This is a genomic window from Alteromonas infernus, from assembly GCF_902705815.1.
In genome coordinates, this window is sequence record NZ_CACSIG010000041.1 from 1 (window position 1) to 18,826 (window position 18,826).

Below are 18,826 nucleotides of genomic sequence, written 5' to 3' on the forward strand. Positions count from 1 at the left end.
CCAGTAATGGTGTGGAGGGTAAAACCAAGCCGACTATCAGCATTGTGTTTGATAGGATCCATTTTAGCCAAAAGCTTAAATGGATTGCGAAGGGGGGAAGCAGACTTAAGACTCTGATGAGTTGTGAGTTTTTTTATCATTGATACACAAGCCGCCTGATCAGCGGGACAAGTCGAATCGGTGCGCTAGGAATAGTGATGTCTGGTGAGACAGGCCGTATATGGGAAGTAATTGTAGTCAAATTTGGTAGATTGCCTCAGTGCTAGAACGCCAAACCCTGCAATGAAAGTTACCACAATGTTAGAAAATGAACGATGTCCATAGGGCGCACGATACTAGATTGCAAATTAGCATTGTGTCACTTAGCAAGTGATATGAAGTATGCAGGAGCCGTATACGAGGCCCGTACGTACGGTTCTGTGAGAGGGATGAGGCGCAAGCCTCACCCTACTCGATATCCCTCGTTTTTTTAATTCCTTATAACACGTTGGTGACCTTTAACCCTTTATATCGAAAAAAATTGAACGATTGTTCAAAAAGGCGATCTGAACGTTAGGTTTAACGTATTAAGTTTACCTAGTGTAGTTCTAGTACGGCAAAACAAGCGACCTGCTTGCCGTGCGTTGAAGGATTCAGATTAATTGTTAAGGAGTCTCTATGTATACACAAAAAATGCACCCAGCCGCCACTTTTCCTGAAGTTAGCGTTACATTATCAACTGGTGAAACGGTATCGTTGACTAACAAAGAAGAGGGATGCGACTGGAAAATGGTCGTCGTTTTTCGCGGCAAGCATTGCCCGATCTGTACTAAATACTTAAATAAACTCGAAGACTTCACTGGCCGCCTCCGTGAAGTGAATATTGATGTAGTTGCAGTAAGCGGCGATAGCAAAGCACAGCTTGACGAGCATCTTGATGAGCTATCCATAAACTTCCCTATTGCATGTGGTTTATCACAAAGTGATATGAAAAAGCTTGGCTTATACATTTCTGAACCACGCTCAGAAAAAGAAACCGATCATAACTTCGCTGAACCCGCGTTGTTTGTGCTTAACAGTGACAACGAAATTCATATTGCTGAAATTGCCAATGCGCCTTTTGTTCGTCCGGATTTGGAACAGTTGGTGTCGGGCTTAGAGTTTATTCGTAACCCCGATAACAATTATCCTATTCGCGGCACGCTTAAAAGCTAATTTTTGATGTTTTAACAGCGGTAGGTGGGATTCACCTGGCGCTGTTTCCAGTGCCTGTGGTTTTACCGAGGTCTTTCTCAGGCTTTTAGTGAGTGCCCCTATGGACAAAGAAGTAAACTGAACTATATCTCGCACTCATTAATGGAAAATGCAATTGCAGCCAGTTGCTGTTTGAAATTATCTACTGCGTTTTCGGGAAGTTTAACCGCCATCAACACACTGCTTGTGTAATCGCACGAACCAATTTGTCCCTGTGCTTGCTCAGCTAAATGTCGTACAAACTGCTCGTGTTTGAAATCAATATCAACGTTGAGCGTTTCTAAACGAACTTCTTGTCTTACTTCTAGTGCGTCAATTGCTTGCTGAGCTGCTGCCGAATAGGCACGAACCAATCCTCCTGCGCCAAGCTTAATTCCGCCAAAGTAGCGCGTAACAATTACCATGATATCGCCAATATCTTTGTGCTGGAGCACATTTAGAATAGGCTTGCCTGCTGTACCGCTAGGCTCACCGTCATCTGCCATGGCTGCACTCGTTGGCGAGCTAGGATTTCCAAAAACATAAGCCCAGCAGTGGTGGCGAGCATCAGGGTATTGTTGTTTGACGCTGTCTAAAAGCGCCATTGCACTTTCACGAGAGTTGGCAAGCCGGCACAAGCAATGAATTTGCTTTTTTTAATTTCGTACAGGGTTTCAACCTGTTTGGCGGGAACGGGATAAGTCATTAGCACATTGTAAGCGAAGGCAATTTTTTAGTTAAGTCAAATAAGCCAGGTAGAAGATTAAATCGATAAATGAAGCTGAGTTTTGACTTTAGAATGTTGCTCACAAATTGAAGTGGTCAAAAATACGACTATTTAGTGAATTATCTTGATAGGTGGCTTTTATTTTACGAGCGAAACGATTTGATATATTCTTATTTGGTTTTAAGTGTCTGAAATTGATTGTTTTTTCAATGTTGGCCTAGTTATTGTAATAGTAATGTTAGTTGTGCATGTGGCTAAGACGTAATGCTACAACAAGGTAACTTCGTCCCCAAAAGGAAATTATGCTATGAAATTACGTACCACCGCTATTGCTATTGTTGCTTTTACATCACTTTTCGCAGGAGGTTCTTTTGCTTCCGTGGAATTCACCCCTACTGACAACTCGGTAACGTCCAACCTTTGCGTGACAGCGGCTTCGGGAAACAAATGGAAGTTGCACAATCAAATTAAAGATTCAGCGTTAGACAAAAAGTATGTTGCAAAAGAAATGATGTGCAACGGATTAACAGTCTCTGCATTTGTCGAACAGTACGGTAAGAACGCAGATAGCATTAAAAAATACCTGAACATTCATCAGCAGCACATCGCCAATGTTGCACATAATAAATAGTACCTTCGACTTAAGTCATCGCGCATTTCAAAGGCTTAAGAGAGTAAATACCATCAAGCTTTAACAGGAAAGGGGCTGTTGAATATCAACAGCTCCTTTGTATTTCTCACCCATTATTTCTTAGCGAAGAATATCAGAAACGGTTTCTGATACATTCAACGCGCCTTTTTGAATTTCGTCAATTATGCTCTGCACTTGCGCAATTTGCTGACTGTTTTGGTCTACGCTGCCTTTGACTCCAGCCATTTTCTTTGTGGACTTGTCGGCAAGCTTTCTGTTCTCTGCTACAACGCTTTCTATTTCTACCGTAGAGTGGCTAGTGCGCTGAGCGAGCTGTCTCACTTCATCTGCAACTACGGCAAAACCTCTGCCTTGATCGCCTGCGCGAGCGGCTTCAATTGCAGCGTTTAGGGCTAACAAGTTAGTTTGTTCTGCAATACCACTAATAGTCGTCACAATAGTTTCAATCTTAAGTGACTGTTCACTGAGTTCATTCATAAGCTGATTGGTTTCTTCAACTTCTGAAAGAGCAGCGTCGAAAGTCTCTACGCTGCGCTGCAACGAAGAGGCGCCATCTGCTGCAATCTGCGAAGTTTCTTCTGCCGTCGATACTGCTAATTCAGCTGCTTGAGCAATAGCGTGTTTTTCGTTCACTGCGTCGGTAATATTTGAAGCGAATTTAATAACTTTAGTAACGCGACCAGAGCCATCAAAAACAGGGTTGTACGTTGCTTCTAACCACAACGTATTGCCGTTAGCATCGACGCGTTCGAATTGACCTGAAGAGAAATTTCCTCGCGCAAGGTTATCCCAAAAGTTGGGGTTATCTTGATAAAACTTATCATTACAAAACATGCGGTGGTGTTTGCCCTGAATGTCAGACAAACTGTATTTTACTGTGGCAGTGAAGTTTTCATTTGCCGTGATGATTGTGCCGTCTGGTTCAAACTCAATAACCGCCATTGATTTGTTTAGTGCATCAGTGACTGCTTTGCCTTCAAAGTACGCTTGTTCGTGCTCAGTGATATCATGATAAATAGCGTGAATTTCCACACTACCGTTTCCATTAACAGTAACATAGCTTGCTTTAAGCCATTTGGTTTCACCAAGTGCTGTCTTTCTTGCAACCGTGTCGCTAAAACTGCCACCATTGACAAGCTGTTGCCAAAACCCTTTGTATTGAGATTCGGTTTCAATACCTTCCACACGCATCGCAGCGTGGGAAAACGATGCTACCGTGGAGTTTGGATAACTCAAAATGGAAAGTAACGCTGGAGAAGCATAAGTGCACTGTCCATCGGTACTGTAGATGGCATAAGCCATATTATTTTTGAACGCATCCAGCGTGCCAAGCAAACCTTGACTCTCATCCCTAAGAGCCGATATGTCATTATTGTATCGAGAACTTGATACGAACATAGCGTCCCCTTAAGTTATATGCACAACTATTAATAAACATAATGTAGATTATATTTATTGAAAAGTTATTTCGTTTAGACATTAGGCGGAATTTCGCTAAGAATGGTTGTGTTTTTCGTGCGCTAAGGCGACTATTCTCAGCGAATAAGAAGTAGCAAAACTCATAAAGCCACCTATGCCACTAGAACGATTTATTCCATTTCGCAAATGCGATGTCATCTCCTTGTGTGAGGGGGTACTCTCTTACGACTCTTCAGGTTTCCGAACTTTTTCTACGTTGTTAGTAAGCCGTATTCATTACCAGTACCACGAGCAACTAGAAGCGCTAAAAAATAGCTACAGTCATTTTGACCCAAATAAAGACACACGAGAATTGCAGCCTGCGGATGAAAGGTTGCGAAAGCAGCACCAAAAAGCGTTTTCTAAGGGATTTGCTAGCCTCCTTGATGCGGCCAATTTCGAGAAAGTCACAGACGAAGATTTAGCAGCAGCGCTTAGTGAAGAATCGCTATTTAAAGTGCGTCTTGCGGTTTGCTTTGACGATTTTGACGACGTGGTTTTTTATCGAAGGGGCGAGTCGGTGAAAACTGAAACCGTGCGTACTTTTTTCGGTTTACGGAAAAAAGAGGTGTCGTTCACTAACTACGACAAAGTAGCCGTGTATATTACCTTTAAAGATGAAGCCTACTTTAAAGAAAAAGGGCAGAAGGTGTTAACTTTCAAACCTGGTTCAACCATAGTTAAGCTTTTTCAAAACGTACCTAAAGCCGATCTCGAAATGCTGTTTCCCAATAGCGAAGTGAAGATGCGGCCGCTAGATAAGTTAATTATTAGCGCATCGGCTGCAATAGGCGGCACGGTTGTCCTAGTGACTAAGTTAGGTGCTTCATTACTACTTGTGGCGTCGTTTATCGCATTTTGGCTAGGCTTTAAAGATGATGAAGTGGAGTTGACGAAGCAGAGTTTAATTACTTTTGGCATAGGCATGGGGGTATTTGGTAGCTTTATCTTCAAGGAATGGACAAAGTTTAAAAACAGAAAAATTCGGTTTATGAAGGCCCTTTCCGACAACCTGTATTTCAAAAATTTAGACAATAACGCAGGTGTGTTTCACACGTTAATCGATGCAGCAGAGGAAGAGGATTGCAAAGAAGCTTTGTTGGCTTATACCTTTCTGCTGAGATGTAGTAACGTGTTCGATGAAGGCTCTGCGTCATTTTGTAAGATGCGAACAGGCAGTGAAATTGCCGCAGGTGGAATGACATTAGCAACGCTAGATAGTGCAATAGAAACCTACTTTTTAGAAGAACACAACTGTGCGCTCGATTTCGACGTTACCGATGCCATTGATAAACTGGTGGCTATGGATCTGGTTGAGCAAAACGGTGATATTTTTGCAGCACGAGCGCTCAACGATGCCGTGAAGATACTCGATGATTACTGGGACAATATTTATCAACCGGTGTGAACGGTTTTATTTGGCTACTGCGATAAATTAGATGTCAGTCACCTACGCTTTTAGACACCACACGTTTAATAAAGCCAGCGGTGCCCTTTGCTTTCTATCCGTACTCCTAGTCATGTGCCCTTAATACAAACCATTGTCATAAAACCACAAAATCTCTATAGTTGCTGTACGGTGCGCCGACCAACATCGACACACCATGGCAAAAGCCGCATTGCGCCGAATGCGTTTCTCTATCTCCAATGCAACAAGCCTGGTTCACTTCTACATGAAAATATTGCATACATCTGACTGGCATTTAGGTCAGAGTTTTTTTACGAAAAGTCGCAAAAAAGAACATGCCGCTTTCCTTAAATGGCTTCTCCAACAAGTAGAAGCGCATCAAATAGATGCGATTATTGTCGCGGGCGATGTGTTTGACACTGGCACGCCGCCAAGCTATGCCCGAGAGCTATACCATGCGTTTATCGGTGAATTACAAGGCATGCAGTGTACGCTAGTGGTGCTGGGGGGAAATCACGACTCGGTGTCGGTACTAAATGAAAGCAAGGCGCTACTGAAATATTTAAATAGTCATGTGATAGCCAGTACATATGGAGAAATAAGTGAACAGGTAATTGCGCTTAAAAACCGCAAGGGTCAGCCCAGTGCCGTGCTTTGTGCTGTGCCATTTATTCGCCCTCGTGATGTATTGGTAAGTGAGTCAGGGCAAAACGCAACTGACAAGCGCCAAGCGCTGGGCAATGCAATAAAACAGCACTATGCGTCGCTTTATAGTGAAGCCCTAACACTACGCAACACATTGGAAAATAATCGATTAGAAGAGGGCATTGGTCATAGCGCTGCTATTCCCATTATCGCCACGGGGCATTTAACCGCCTTGGGTGTAAGTCAGTCTGAAAGTGTGCGTGATATCTACATTGGCACCCTTGAAGGCTTTGACGCCAAAGGTTTTCCGCCAGCCGACTATATCGCATTAGGCCACATCCATAGACCCCAAAAGGTAGCGAAAACCGAACACATTCGCTATTCAGGCTCGCCTATACCGCTAAGCTTTGATGAATTAACTTCTCAAAAACAAATCGTGCTGGTGGAGTTTGACGGGGTAAGCACGACACCCAATATCTCAACCCTTCCAGTACCTCGTTTTCAAGCCATGGAAGTAATAAAAGGGGACTTAAAAGCGATTGAGGCGATGATTAATGAAAGCGAAGCCATAGCCTATGCTTCCCTAGCAAACGAAGACCAAAACGCCAGTTCAGAACCTCTCGCTAGCCATGAAGCTTCTAGTTCTAACGAAAAACCTTTTGGCTCAAAAGACCCCGTGTGGTTGTGTATTGAGGTTGAAACCGAAGACTACCTGACTGATTTACAGCAGCGAATTCAGGGCTTATTAGAATGTAAAAACGCTGAAATTCTTCAGCTAAAACGCATGCGTAAGCGCACGGTGAAAAGCCTGAGCAAAAAGCAAAATGTACAGCTTAGCGAGCTGTCAGTGAACGAGGTTTTTGAAGCGCGCTTAGTGCTAGAGTCGTTGGATGAGGAACCTAATGAAACGTCCAACGAGGCTTCAGAACTGCCGCAGAAAAATACTGAGCCGTCACGTATTAAGCGTATTAAACATTTGTTTGCCGAAGCCGTAGCGCTAGTGCATACCAATAAAGAGGACTTAGAAAACAGCGAAGGGCTAGTACAATCAAAGCCTGCAAGCGAATCTGAACCAAACAAAGAAACGCAGGGCGATTGAAAATGAGAATATTGACCTTACGCCTTAAAAATTTAAATGCCCTTAAAGGGGAGTGGAAGATAGATTTCACTCAGTCACCCTTTATCGACAACGGCTTGTTTGCCATTACTGGCCCAACCGGTGCGGGTAAAACCACCCTGCTCGATGCAATATGTTTAGCTTTATATCACCAAACGCCTCGACTTGGGCCTATATCAACGTCGAACAACGACATTATGACTCGCGGTACAGCGGAGTGTTTGGCGGAAGTTGAGTTTGATATTAAGGGTAAAGCGTACCGTGCGTTTTGGAGCATGCGCCGCGCCAGAGGAAAAGTGGACGGTAATCTGCAAAGTGCCGATGTTGAGCTGGCTGAAGTTGAAAGTGGCGATGTGCTAGCAACCCAGGTTCGCCCTAAAAATGAAGAGATAGAAAAGCTCACTGGTCTGAACTTTGCGCGCTTCACAAAATCTATGATGTTGTCGCAGGGCGACTTTGCTGCCTTTCTAAATGCCAATGAAGGCGACAGGGCTGAGTTACTTGAAGAACTAACTGGTACTGAAATCTATGGGCAAATATCACAAGTAATACATCAGCAATTTAGCGAGGCTAAACAAAAGAAAAAAGAATTCGCGATAAAGCTTGAAGGGGTAACGTTACTTAGCAATGAGCAAATTACCCAGTTGGAAGAAGATCAAGACGGTATTAATGATCAAGTTGCGGCGTTTAACCAAACACTTACTGAACTACAACAGCAACTGCAATGGCAACAATCATTCAACACCAATGCACTCGCGCTTAAAGAGGCGAAAGAAGCTCAGCTTGCTGCGAATAATGCGATTGATGAGGCGAAACAAGAACTTAATGTGCTAACTCACAGTGAGCCCGCCGAAAAGCTTCGCCTCCCTTTTTTGCAGCGAAACGGGCTTCAGCAAGACGTATCGGGCTACAAAGAAAAGCTCAATGAAAAAGTGGCTCAGCTTCCTGAATTAAAAACGCAAAAAGAACAGCTTAGCTCGGAAGTGACCAATGCTGAACGAGCGCTACTTCAAACTAAGCAGCAAAGCAGTGAACTTGAAAAGCGCATAAACGAGCAGGTCGTTCCGTTAGATAATAATATAGCGCAGAGTACAGCCGCCCAACAAAAAGCAAATGACAGCGCTGCGCAGTTTACGCGCTCCATAAATGCGCTAACTAAAAAGCGTACAGAAATAGAAAATGCGTCAGCCGATAACAAGAAAAAACTGGGTGAATTAGAAGCCTACTTAAATAAAAACCACTCACTCAGCGGTATGGCCGAGTTTATCAGCGGTTGGAGTGAAACTGCGCGGCATATTGAGAGCGAACAGAAGCAAATAGTGACGCTTAAACAAAGTGCCGAAGAGCACCGCGACGCGCTTTCCTCAATTGATGAAGCTATTACACAAACGAATCAGGCGCTGAAAACATTAACGCAAACTTTTGATAATGCGACCGCCAACGTCGCCACTTGTGAAGAGGCGTTAAATGCTGCGCTTTCTAACGCCAATAAAAATAGCGCAAGCAGTAAAACAAGTCTTCAACAAGAGCGGGATACCAAGCTTCATCACTGGGACAACCTGATTCAGATAGGTCATATTCAACAGCAATATTTGGCACTAGAGCAAGACAAAGTATCGCTGAGTGCACAGAAGGAAGACTTATCGAAAAAACTAGCGCAGCAGCAATCTGACCGACAAGCCTTGGTTGACGCCTACAAACAAACACGCAGTAATTTAAAAGACATAGAGGCGCTGATCGCCCTAGATGCTGAAGTGGCACACCTGCGCGCCCAGCTAAAAAGCGGCGAGCCATGTCCGGTATGTGGAGCTAACGAGCACACTACGGCTAGCGTGGCGATTGATATACCTGAAACTGTACAAAAGCGTGACAGCTTAAAAGAGCAGTTAGATGATATTGAGCAACAAGGGGCACAGGCAAAAGAAAGCGTTACACACACTGAGTTAACCCTTACCCAGGTTAATAAGCAGCTAGACCAAACAAGCGCAAAACGCGATGCGTTGGTAGAAAAGTGGAAGCAGTTTTCAAGCGTACTTAGCGCTGATATATCGAGCTTTGAAAAAGTCGATATTAATATATCGCAAAGCGTTGCCCAATTTACCGAGCAGTTTAAAACCCGTCTTGATGACATTAGTGCCCAGTTAACGCGCATAGAGCAATGTGAACAAGCCCTAAATGCCGCAGTGCAGAGCAAAAATGAAGCACAACAAGCGTTGCAAGCCAAACAGTCAGAACTTGCAGTTTCTTTGCAGCGGCGCGAAACATTGGAAAAGCAATTCACCGAACGCAACGCAGAAGTAGAGAACAAAACTAAAGGGGTTAACGACAGCATTGCAACACTTCGTGAGACTATGACGGCGCACGGTGCTGAAGTTCACAACCTGCCTATTGAAGAAATTGCTACGTGGTTAAATGAAAAAGCCGAAGCGCTTAAAACCTATAAACACAATCATCATCTGCACACCAAACTTAAAGATGAGCTGCAAGAGGTGAGTCGTACCTTGCTTGTACTAAACCGTGATATTGAAAGTGCAGAAACACAGCTTAAGAGCGTATCTGAAGAACTCGTGCAGCTAGATAGCACGCTGATAGAACTGCGCAAATCACGTATGGCGGTATTCCCTGAAGGTAATATTTCAGAAGTAAGGAGTAAAGCAAGCGCCGCCCAAGTACAGGCTGAGCAAAAATTGAGTGAATGCCAATCTCGCTTGCACCAAACGGATACTATTTTGTCTCGGTTAGAAGCAGAAATTGCCCAGCTTAATGAGCAAATACGCGAGAAAGAGCAGGCACTTACAGAGGCGACTGAGAACTTTAATCGCCAGCTAGCAAACAGCCCATTTGCCGATGAGCAAGCGTTTAGCAATGCGCTACTAGATGAAGAAACCCGTAATAAGTTGCTTGAGCTGCAAAAGCAATTAACGCAGCAAAAACAACAGGCTGACCTTAAACTAGAAAACGCGCTAGCGACACAGCAATCGCTAACAGCGCGTGACCATGCAGAGCAGTGGCAGCGCGAGCTAGAAGAACATGGTATTCAGTGGGTTGAAAATCAAATTACCGAGCAAGCGCAACAAAAAGACGCTTTGTTATCCACCCTTGGGCAAATTAAACAGCAGTTAAACGCCAATAATGAAGCCCGTGAAAAGCAAAGGGTGCTGGTAGAAGAGATGGCCGCGTTCGAAACCTATTACGATGATATTACTTACCTGCATTCGTTGATTGGTTCGGCAAGCGGTGACAAATTCAGACGTTTTGCACAAGGGCTTACGTTGGACAATCTTGTCCAACTGGCTAACCAGCAGCTAGATAAGTTGCACGGTCGCTATCAGCTTATTCGCAAAGAAAACGACGGGCTAGGCTTAAGTGTTTTAGATACGTGGCAAGGAGACGTGGTACGCGATACCAAAACGCTGTCGGGTGGAGAAAGCTTCTTAGTGAGCCTTGCGCTGGCATTGGCGTTATCTGACCTGGTAAGTCACAAAACCAGTATCGATTCACTATTTTTAGATGAAGGCTTTGGAACCCTTGATGCTGAAACCTTAGATGTGGCCCTTGATGCGCTAGACAACTTAAATGCCAGTGGAAAAATGATTGGCGTGATCAGTCATATTGAAGCCATGAAAGAGCGAATTCCTGCTCAACTTAAAGTAATTAAACGCAACGGTGTGGGCTTAAGTGCACTAGAAAAACCTTATGCGGTGAGGTGAACTCACCGCTTAGGGATTAGTAGCTAAAACGTTTGCTTACAAGTATGTGCGAGGTAAATGCTCGCAAGATCATAGTTTTATGATACTTTATCGTTATTAAAAGTAGATATGGACATCATAAACAGTGAAACGATTTGCGATACTCCCTCTTTTTGCTTCTTTCTGTTCGTTTGGTAGTACCTTTCAATGTGAAAGTGAGTTTGAATGGCTAAAGAGCACGTTTGAAAACAACGATGCCGGTTTTCAATATAGCGTAGAGAAAAAAGGGCAGGACCTTTATTCCGCCCACAATAATGCCATCTTGGCTCGGGTGCAAAGCGCGAAGAACGAAGCGCAATGCCAAACTGTGCTTAGCGACTGGCTCGCGTTTTTTCGCAAGGGGCATATTGGTCTTGCGCTAAATACAAATAATTCAAACGAAACGGTAACCGAATCGAAAGTACATGATTTCGACTTATCAGCATTTAAACAGCATTTAGAAACTAAAAGTGATGAGTCTCTTGAGGGGATTTGGCAATTTTCCAGCTATACGGTTGCGTTAAAAAAAGAAGGCAATGTCCATAAAGGCTATATCGTTGAAAGTACCAATCCGTCATGGAAGGCAGGGCAAGTAAAGTTCATTGTTAACGACCCTGAAGACGACAATGCCGCAAAAGTAACGTTTTTTATGGGCGATCACTCCGCCCGACAAATAAATAACATGATGTTCTTGGGTAACAATCATGTGGTACTGGGAAACAGCTTTATCGTTATGTCCCGTCAGGAACCGCGACAAGAATCATCGCCTGAAGTAACGCGTTATGTGCGCCTACTTAGTGCAAAAGCCCCGCTATTCAAGAGAATTTCTGAGAACACAGTGCTTGTTCGCATACCGTCTTTCAACCATGCCTTCAAAAAAGATATCGACGCGCTAATTGCTAAGCACCTAGACAAGATTTTAAAAACCGAAAACCTCATTATCGACATCCGAGGAAACGGTGGTGGTAGTGATGCCAGCTATGCTTCTTTGCTACCAATTTTATACACCAACCCTATTCGAACGGTAGGCGTGGAATACTTATCAACCGAGCTTAACAACTCTAGAATGCTCGGCTTTTTGCAAAACCCTCATTTCAGTGAAGAAGAAAAGCAGTGGGCTAAAGACGGATATGACATTCTTCAGCAACACATTGGTAGCTACATCAATATTGGTGAAGATGTAACTGTAGAGAAATTTGATAAAATTGAACCCTTGCCAAAAAGTATAGGCGTATTTGTTGATTCAAGTAATGGCAGCACCGCTGAGCAGTTCTTGCTGGCGGCTAAACAAAGCAAGAAAGTAAAGCTGTTTGGGCAGACCACAGCGGGTGTGCTCGATATCTCTAATATGTATAAAACTGATTCGCCGAGCGGTGCTTTTACCTTGCATTACAGTTTAACCAAAAGTTTGCGCATTCCCCACATGGCCATTGATGGAGTGGGCATTCAGCCAGACTATTATATTGACGAAGAGATCCCTATTTATGAGTGGACGTCTTATACGCAAAAGATACTTGAAGGCATGTAAACCCTTATAAACGGCAAGTATGCGGTTATTTGCGAGTAACTAAGGCTAAACAGGTTCATTTGTCTGGGGTTTTACATTATGGTGCGTTGTCAAAAATAATAATGGACCAACATTTATGGACTCAACGTCACGCCCTAGCCTGTTTCAGCGCTACATGAATGGCAGTTTGGTACTGCAAATTATCATTGGTATCGTATGTGGTATTGCGATAACGAGTTTTTCACCTTCAGCTGCTCAATCTGCAGGGCTGTTGGGGAGCTTATTCGTAAAGGCCCTTAAAGCTATAGCGCCTCTATTAGTGTTTGTTTTGGTCATGGTGTCCATTGCTAACCACAAACAAAACGAGCAAACCTTTATCAAACCGGTACTAGTGCTGTATTTATTAGGTACGTTACTGGCTGCACTAACTGCCGTATTAGCAAGCTTTGCTTTTCCCACAAGTTTAAGTTTAGTGACCTCCGACATTAGTCAAGCTGCACCGAAAGGGGTGTCGGAAGTGCTTACCACCTTGCTTTATAACATGGTGGATAACCCAGTGAATGCGCTAGTAAATGGAAACTACATCGGTATTCTTACTTGGGCTGTAGGCCTAGGTTTAGGCCTACGACACGCTAGCGAGGCAACGAAAGCCCTGCTGCAAAATATGGCAGATAGCGTAACAACCGTAGTGAGTTTTGTTATCAGGCTTGCCCCGTTTGGTATTTTCGGTTTGGTAGCCAATACTATTGCTACAACAGGCTTCGAAGCTTTGCTTGGCTATTCCCACTTATTAACGGTACTCATTGGCGCAATGTTATTTATCGCACTTGTAACCAACCCGCTGTTAGTCTTTTTAGCAACGAAAAAGAATCCGTATCCTCTTGTGTTTAAATGCTTAAAAGAAAGCGGTATTACGGCATTTTTCACCCGTAGTTCTGCCGCCAATATTCCGGTAAACATGGCACTGTGCAAACGCTTAAAGCTAGATGAAGATACCTACTCGGTATCCATTCCGTTAGGAGCCACTATTAATATGGCGGGGGCTGCGATCACCATTACGGTGCTTACACTAGCTGCGGTTAATACCTTGGGAATTTCTGTAGATTTTCCCACTGCTGTACTGTTAAGCGTTATTGCTGCGGTATCCGCATGCGGATGCTCTGGCGTAGCGGGTGGGTCGCTGTTGCTTATCCCGCTTGCCTGTAGCTTGTTTAATATTCCCAACGAAGTGGCCATGCAGGTGGTTGCCGTAGGTTTTATTGTTGGGGTGATACAAGACTCGGCAGAAACCGCTCTTAATAGTTCCACCGACGTCTTGTTTACCGCAGCAGCGTGCAAGCGTGCTGCCGGCAAGTAAACCGAGCGCGTTGCCTTAAACATTGTTGGTGGTGGTTTTCATCGCCAACGCTTTCGCTAAGCGCCTTCAAACGCGCGAGTCGCCTAAGCCGCATTAAGCGTTAATTGCGTAAGCTTACCGCATCCACCGCTTCAAAAATAAGCCGTGCAGCAAGCTTTGCTGTGCGACTGTCAATATCATAGTTAGGGTTCATTTCTGCAACGTCACACAGTCGCCATTGATACCCATAGGTGCTTTGGTGCTGTGCTAAAAAATGTAGCGTGTTGATAACAAGAGCCGGGGAAATCCCCAATGCACTGGGAGCACTGACACCAGGTGCTTGCGCTGCAGAAAAAGCATCTAAACATATCGTGACATACAGCGCATCGATGTCTTTTAGCATAGGAGACAGCAGCTCATCTATTCGCTGCATACATAACGATTCATCATTTAATGCCATATCGGTCAAATACCGTGTGTTGGACACATTGGCAAAGTTGAATAATGCCGCCGTATTAGCGGCTTTAGATACGCCCAAGCAAGCATAATAAAACGGCGTATTGTGAAGCTGGCAATGGTCGTAGACTTGCCTAAATGGTGTACCAGAGCTGGTGTTCAAAGCCGGTTTTCTGAGGTCAAAGTGGGCATCAAAATTAATAATACCAATGCGTGCATTTTCCGGTTTCGTATTGAAAAGCCCTTGGTAGCTACCCCACGCAATTTCATGGCCTCCTCCTAAACCAATGGTAAACCCAGTATGTTGTTTAAGTGCATAGGAGATGGCGTCGGCATATTGGGTTTGTGCCTGAGCTAAATTGTCTACGGCTGTAACGTTACCTAAATCGGTAAAAGACGTATTCGGCCAGTGCCAAGGTAAGTTTGATAACGCTTGGCGAATGGCGTTGGGGCCAGCGGCAGCGCCTGTGCGCCCTTTGTTGAATGCTACGCCCAAATCACTTTCAAACCCCACTAACGTTACGGTGTTGTCAATAGTCGCACGCTTATCAGAATTATTAACGCTTGTGAGGTTGCCGCTTTCTTTATATGCGTGTTCATCAACCTTTTGGTGCCAGCGTAGACCTTCAAGACCGTCTTCATTGTCTATTCTACCTTGCCATTTAAACATGTTTACCATCCTTAAATACCGCGATTGGGCGGTGACCGTTAATGCAATAGACAAGTTCTGCGGGGGTTTCTATATCCCACAAGGTAAGGTCGGCAACGTTACCAATATCAACCACACCCCTATCGTTTAGCCCAAGCGCACTCGCAGCGTGCTCCGTCGCGCCACGCAACGCTTCTTCTGGGGTAAGTTTAAACAATACGCAACTCATATTCAGCGCAGTAAGCAAAGAGGCTAATGGCGAACTGCCTGGATTAAAGTCGGTGGCTACAGCGATAGGAACATCGTGCGCCCGCAATGCCTCTACCGGCGGTTTCTGTACTTCGCTTAAATAGTAAAAAGCGCCGGGTAGCAAAACAGCTACCGTTTCACTTTTAACAAGAGAAGGAATATCGCTGTCGACCAAGTATTCTATATGGTCGACCGATAGCGCCCCGTATTTAGCGGCAAGCACTGCACCTTTACTATCGCTTAGCTGTTCTACGTGAGCTTTTACCGGTAAACCGTATTGCTTAGCACAGCTAAATACCCGTTCGGTTTGCTGTAGCGAAAATCCAATAGTTTCACAGAAAACGTCTACAGCGTCGGCTAAGCCGAGCGACGCAATTTGAGGCAGGGCGTCTCGGCATATAAAGTCTATATAGGCGTCAGCATCATGATTAAACTCATTCGGCAGGGCATGGGCACCTAAATAGGTGGTTTGAATAGTGACGGGTAAATGCTTTTCAAGGGATTTAGCTACGCTTAGCATGCGTATCTCTGTGTCTATATCAAGCCCATACCCAGACTTTACTTCAATGGTTGTTACCCCTTCTTCGCACAAACGTATGGCGCGTTTTATTGCGGTGTTAAGTAGTGTTTGTTCATCCGCTTGCCGAGTTTTCTTTACGGTGCCTTTTATACCTCCGCCGCGCTCAGCTATTTCTACATAGCTTGCGCCCTGCAAACGCATTTCGAATTCTTCAGCGCGATTCCCGCCATAGACGAGGTGAGTATGACAATCTATAAACCCAGGAAGTAGCCAAGGAAGTGTGGGCTGCTCATTTTCATTACAAGGAATGAGACGACTGCCATCTATCACTGTACTGGTTTGCTGTAATGCGTCGTTAAGCTGCTCATCACAAGAGAGCAAGGCGACAATGTGACCCTCTTTAATAGCAACAGCGGTTGGCGGTAGCTCACCGTAAGGCATGCCGTTGAGCTGCATAGATGCAATTCGCACATTGTAAATAAGCGTATCGTATTTACTATCCATAACTTTCCTCGCTCATTTTATTGACTTCAGCCACGTCACTACCTCATTAGCCTTCGCTTTTTATATGAAGTGTACTTGTGCATACTTGTATATACAAGTATGCTGTTAGCATATTATTAACAATTTAGTTGTGAACCTCTATTCTATGCAACCTCGTTACATGCTTATTAAAACGGCCATTCTTGACGCCATCGAACGTGGAGAAATGAAACCGGGTAGCCAAGTCCCTTCTGAAAACCAGCTGGCGCAGCAGCACAATGTTAGTCGTATGACAGCGCGTCGCGCGCTAAGTGAAATGGTAGATGATGGCATATTAATGCGCAGCCAAGGCATTGGTACCTTTGTATCAGATCATCGCCCTATGAGCTCTATGCTAGAGATAAAAAGTATCCGCGATGAAATAGAGCAGCGTGGCCATCGCTATACAAACGAAATTTTGGTGCTGGAAATTGCACCAGCTAGTGCTGATATAGCCCACCGATTGGCTGTCGATGAAGGCGTAGAGGTGTATCACAGCATTATTGTGCATTGTGAGAATAACCTGCCTGTTCAATATGAAGATAGATGGGTGAATCCCGCTTGGATAGGTGACTATCTAAACAAGGACTTTAAGGCGCATACGGCGAATTATTATTTGAACCAAGTAGCGCCTTTGTCTCAAGCCGATCACAGTGTAGAAGCTGTGATTGTAGAAAAAGACATTGCCAATGCCCTGCTTATCAAATCTAAAGATCCTTGTCTTAAAATTACCCGGCGCACCTTTTCCCGAGGCGCAAATTCCACAGCGCAACCAAAGGTAATGAATGCAAATAATTATGGAAACAGCGGCGCCGTGGTGAGTCACGCAGTGCTTTATCACCCGGGAAGCCGATACCGTTTAGGCGGGCATTTAGAATTTTAAGTCCAATAGATTATTACAATAAGAAGAATAAAACAGCCATGTTAAATAGGCCTAGGAGAAGTTTATGAAACGCCTTGACCCTACAAGAGAAATACGTGCCCCAAGAGGCGCCGTGCTCAATACAAAAAGTTGGCAAACTGAAGCGCCCCTTCGCATGCTCATGAATAACCTAGACCCAGAGGTGGCAGAGCATCCGCAAAACTTAGTGGTGTACGGTGGCATTGGCAGAGCTGCGCGTGATTGGGCATCTTACGACAAAATTGTTGAAGTGCTTAAGCGATTAAATACTGATGAAACCTTACTTATTCAATCAGGTAAACCCGTTGGGGTTTTTCCTACTCATGAAAACGCGCCCCGAGTACTTATTGCTAACTCTAACCTTGTGCCGCATTGGGCTAACTGGGAACAATTTAACGCCTTAGATAAAGAAGGCCTAATGATGTATGGGCAAATGACGGCGGGCTCGTGGATATACATTGGCTCACAAGGCATTGTTCAAGGTACTTATGAAACCTTTGTTAGCGTGGCTAAAGCCCATTTCAACGGTGTAGCAAAAGGGCGCTGGATTCTAACAGGCGGCCTTGGCGGTATGGGCGGAGCACAGCCTCTTGCCGCAACGATGGCAGGCTTTTCTATGCTGGCAGTGGAGGTAGATGAAACCCGAATAGACTTTAGAATTCGCACTGGCTATTTAGATAAGAAAGCCCATTCGTTAGATGAAGCAATGACCATGTTGGAAGAGGCCAAAAAAGCCGACAAGCCTGTATCTATCGGATTATTGGGCAATGCAGCTGAAGTATTTCCGGCTATGCTAGCGCAAGGGATCGTTCCAGATGTCGTGACCGATCAAACCAGCGCTCACGACCCGCTTAACGGCTATTTACCGGTAGGCTGGACGCTAGATCAAGCGCAAGCTCAGCGTATTAAAGATGAAGCCTGCGTGATCAAACAAGCGAAGCAGTCGATGGCGCTACAGGTAAAAGCCATGCTAGGTTTTCAGCAAGCGGGGGCGGCCACCCTCGACTACGGTAATAATATTCGGCAGATGGCGTTAGAAGAAGGTGTAGAGCACGCTTTTGACTTCCCAGGGTTTGTGCCTGCTTATATTCGACCTCTTTTTTGTCAGGGTATAGGGCCATTTAGGTGGGCCGCGCTTTCGGGCGACCCCGACGATATTTATAAAACCGATGAAAAAGTTAAAGAACTCATTCCAGGTAACCCTCATCTACACAATTGGCTGGATATGGCCAAAGCACGCATTCAATTCCAAGGTCTGCCCGCGCGTATTTGCTGGGTAGGTTTAGGTGAGAGGCAAAAGCTGGGATTAGCCTTTAACGAAATGGTTCGCACTGGCGAGTTAAGCGCGCCAGTGGTGATTGGCCGCGACCACTTAGACTCTGGTTCGGTGGCCTCTCCAAATCGCGAAACCGAGGCGATGTTAGACGGATCTGACGCAGTATCAGATTGGCCACTCCTCAATGCCTTGTTAAACACCGCAGGTGGGGCAACGTGGGTAAGCCTTCACCACGGCGGCGGCGTGGGTATGGGCTTCAGTCAGCATTCGGGTGTTGTGATCCTGTGTGACGGTACAGATGAAGCAGCCGCACGTATAGCGCGGGTGCTGCATAACGACCCTGCTACAGGGGTTATGCGTCACGCAGACGCAGGGTATGACATTGCTAAGCAGTGCGCAAAAAAGCATGGGCTAGATTTACCTATGGTGAATGGCCAAAAAACTCGTAATAGAGAGGCGTAAC

Annotated in this window: 12 protein-coding genes and 1 pseudogene; 9 read left to right on the top strand and 4 right to left on the bottom strand. The window is 44.8% G+C overall.

The genetic code is table 11. The features are described 5' to 3' along the window. The first annotated feature begins 657 nt into the window (after positions 1-657). Entirely contained in the window at positions 658-1,194 is a 537-nt protein-coding gene (locus tag ACX5J7_RS10405; RefSeq protein ID WP_278383374.1) for a redoxin domain-containing protein, read from the top strand. 122 nt (positions 1,195-1,316) lie between these two features. Here the strand turns inward: ACX5J7_RS10405 and ACX5J7_RS10410 are convergent. Beyond that, positions 1,317-1,918 (bottom strand): annotated as a pseudogene (locus tag ACX5J7_RS10410) (YigZ family protein). Positions 1,919-2,246: 328 nt separating this feature from the next. On the opposite strand from ACX5J7_RS10410, the gene ACX5J7_RS10415 reads away from it, so the two are divergent. Then, positions 2,247-2,570, top strand: coding sequence for a DUF3718 domain-containing protein (locus ACX5J7_RS10415; protein ID WP_015066318.1), 324 nt, complete (start codon positions 2,247-2,249; stop codon positions 2,568-2,570). Positions 2,571-2,690: 120 nt separating this feature from the next. On the opposite strand, the gene ACX5J7_RS10420 is transcribed toward ACX5J7_RS10415, so the two are convergent. Continuing rightward, positions 2,691-3,989 (bottom strand): methyl-accepting chemotaxis protein, encoded by a 1,299-nt coding sequence (locus ACX5J7_RS10420; RefSeq protein ID WP_348681104.1) that lies wholly within the window; start codon positions 3,987-3,989, stop codon positions 2,691-2,693. Positions 3,990-4,164: 175 nt separating this feature from the next. Here ACX5J7_RS10420 and ACX5J7_RS10425 point away from each other — a divergent pair, with 175 nt between their 5' ends. The 5 genes from ACX5J7_RS10425 (at position 4,165) to sstT (ending at position 13,811) form a co-directional block, all read left to right on the top strand. Then, complete coding sequence (locus ACX5J7_RS10425; RefSeq protein WP_498707102.1) at positions 4,165-5,457, top strand: TMEM143 family protein; 1,293 nt, start codon at positions 4,165-4,167, stop codon at positions 5,455-5,457. 265 nt (positions 5,458-5,722) lie between these two features. Further along, positions 5,723-7,201: an exonuclease subunit SbcD gene (gene sbcD, locus ACX5J7_RS10430; protein WP_348681119.1), complete on the top strand. Its 1,479-nt coding sequence runs from the start codon at positions 5,723-5,725 to the stop codon at positions 7,199-7,201. 2 nt (positions 7,202-7,203) lie between these two features. Next, on the top strand, positions 7,204-10,929 hold the full coding sequence (locus tag ACX5J7_RS10435; protein WP_498707104.1) for an AAA family ATPase: 3,726 nt from the start codon (positions 7,204-7,206) through the stop codon (positions 10,927-10,929). 124 nt (positions 10,930-11,053) lie between these two features. Further along, positions 11,054-12,475 carry a S41 family peptidase gene (locus ACX5J7_RS10440; protein ID WP_278383379.1) on the top strand — a complete coding sequence of 474 codons (1,422 nt, stop codon included), beginning with the start codon at positions 11,054-11,056 and terminating at the stop codon, positions 12,473-12,475. Between the two features lie 115 nt (positions 12,476-12,590). Continuing rightward, positions 12,591-13,811: a serine/threonine transporter SstT gene (gene sstT, locus ACX5J7_RS10445; protein ID WP_498707106.1), complete on the top strand. Its 1,221-nt coding sequence runs from the start codon at positions 12,591-12,593 to the stop codon at positions 13,809-13,811. 100 nt (positions 13,812-13,911) lie between these two features. Here the strand turns inward: sstT and hutG are convergent, their stop codons facing one another. Beyond that, positions 13,912-14,916 (bottom strand): formimidoylglutamase, encoded by a 1,005-nt coding sequence (gene hutG, locus ACX5J7_RS10450; protein WP_278383381.1) that lies wholly within the window; start codon positions 14,914-14,916, stop codon positions 13,912-13,914. Further along, complete coding sequence (hutI, locus tag ACX5J7_RS10455; protein WP_278383382.1) at positions 14,909-16,168, bottom strand: imidazolonepropionase; 1,260 nt, start codon at positions 16,166-16,168, stop codon at positions 14,909-14,911. The genes hutG and hutI overlap by 8 nt, the downstream gene beginning before the upstream one ends. A gap of 145 nt (positions 16,169-16,313) precedes the next feature. On the opposite strand from hutI, the gene hutC reads away from it, so the two are divergent. Continuing rightward, on the top strand, positions 16,314-17,069 hold the full coding sequence (hutC, locus tag ACX5J7_RS10460; protein WP_278383383.1) for a histidine utilization transcriptional repressor HutC: 756 nt from the start codon (positions 16,314-16,316) through the stop codon (positions 17,067-17,069). A gap of 64 nt (positions 17,070-17,133) precedes the next feature. Further along, positions 17,134-18,825 (top strand): urocanate hydratase, encoded by a 1,692-nt coding sequence (gene hutU / locus ACX5J7_RS10465; RefSeq protein ID WP_278383384.1) that lies wholly within the window; start codon positions 17,134-17,136, stop codon positions 18,823-18,825. Position 18,826: the final 1 nt, after the last annotated feature.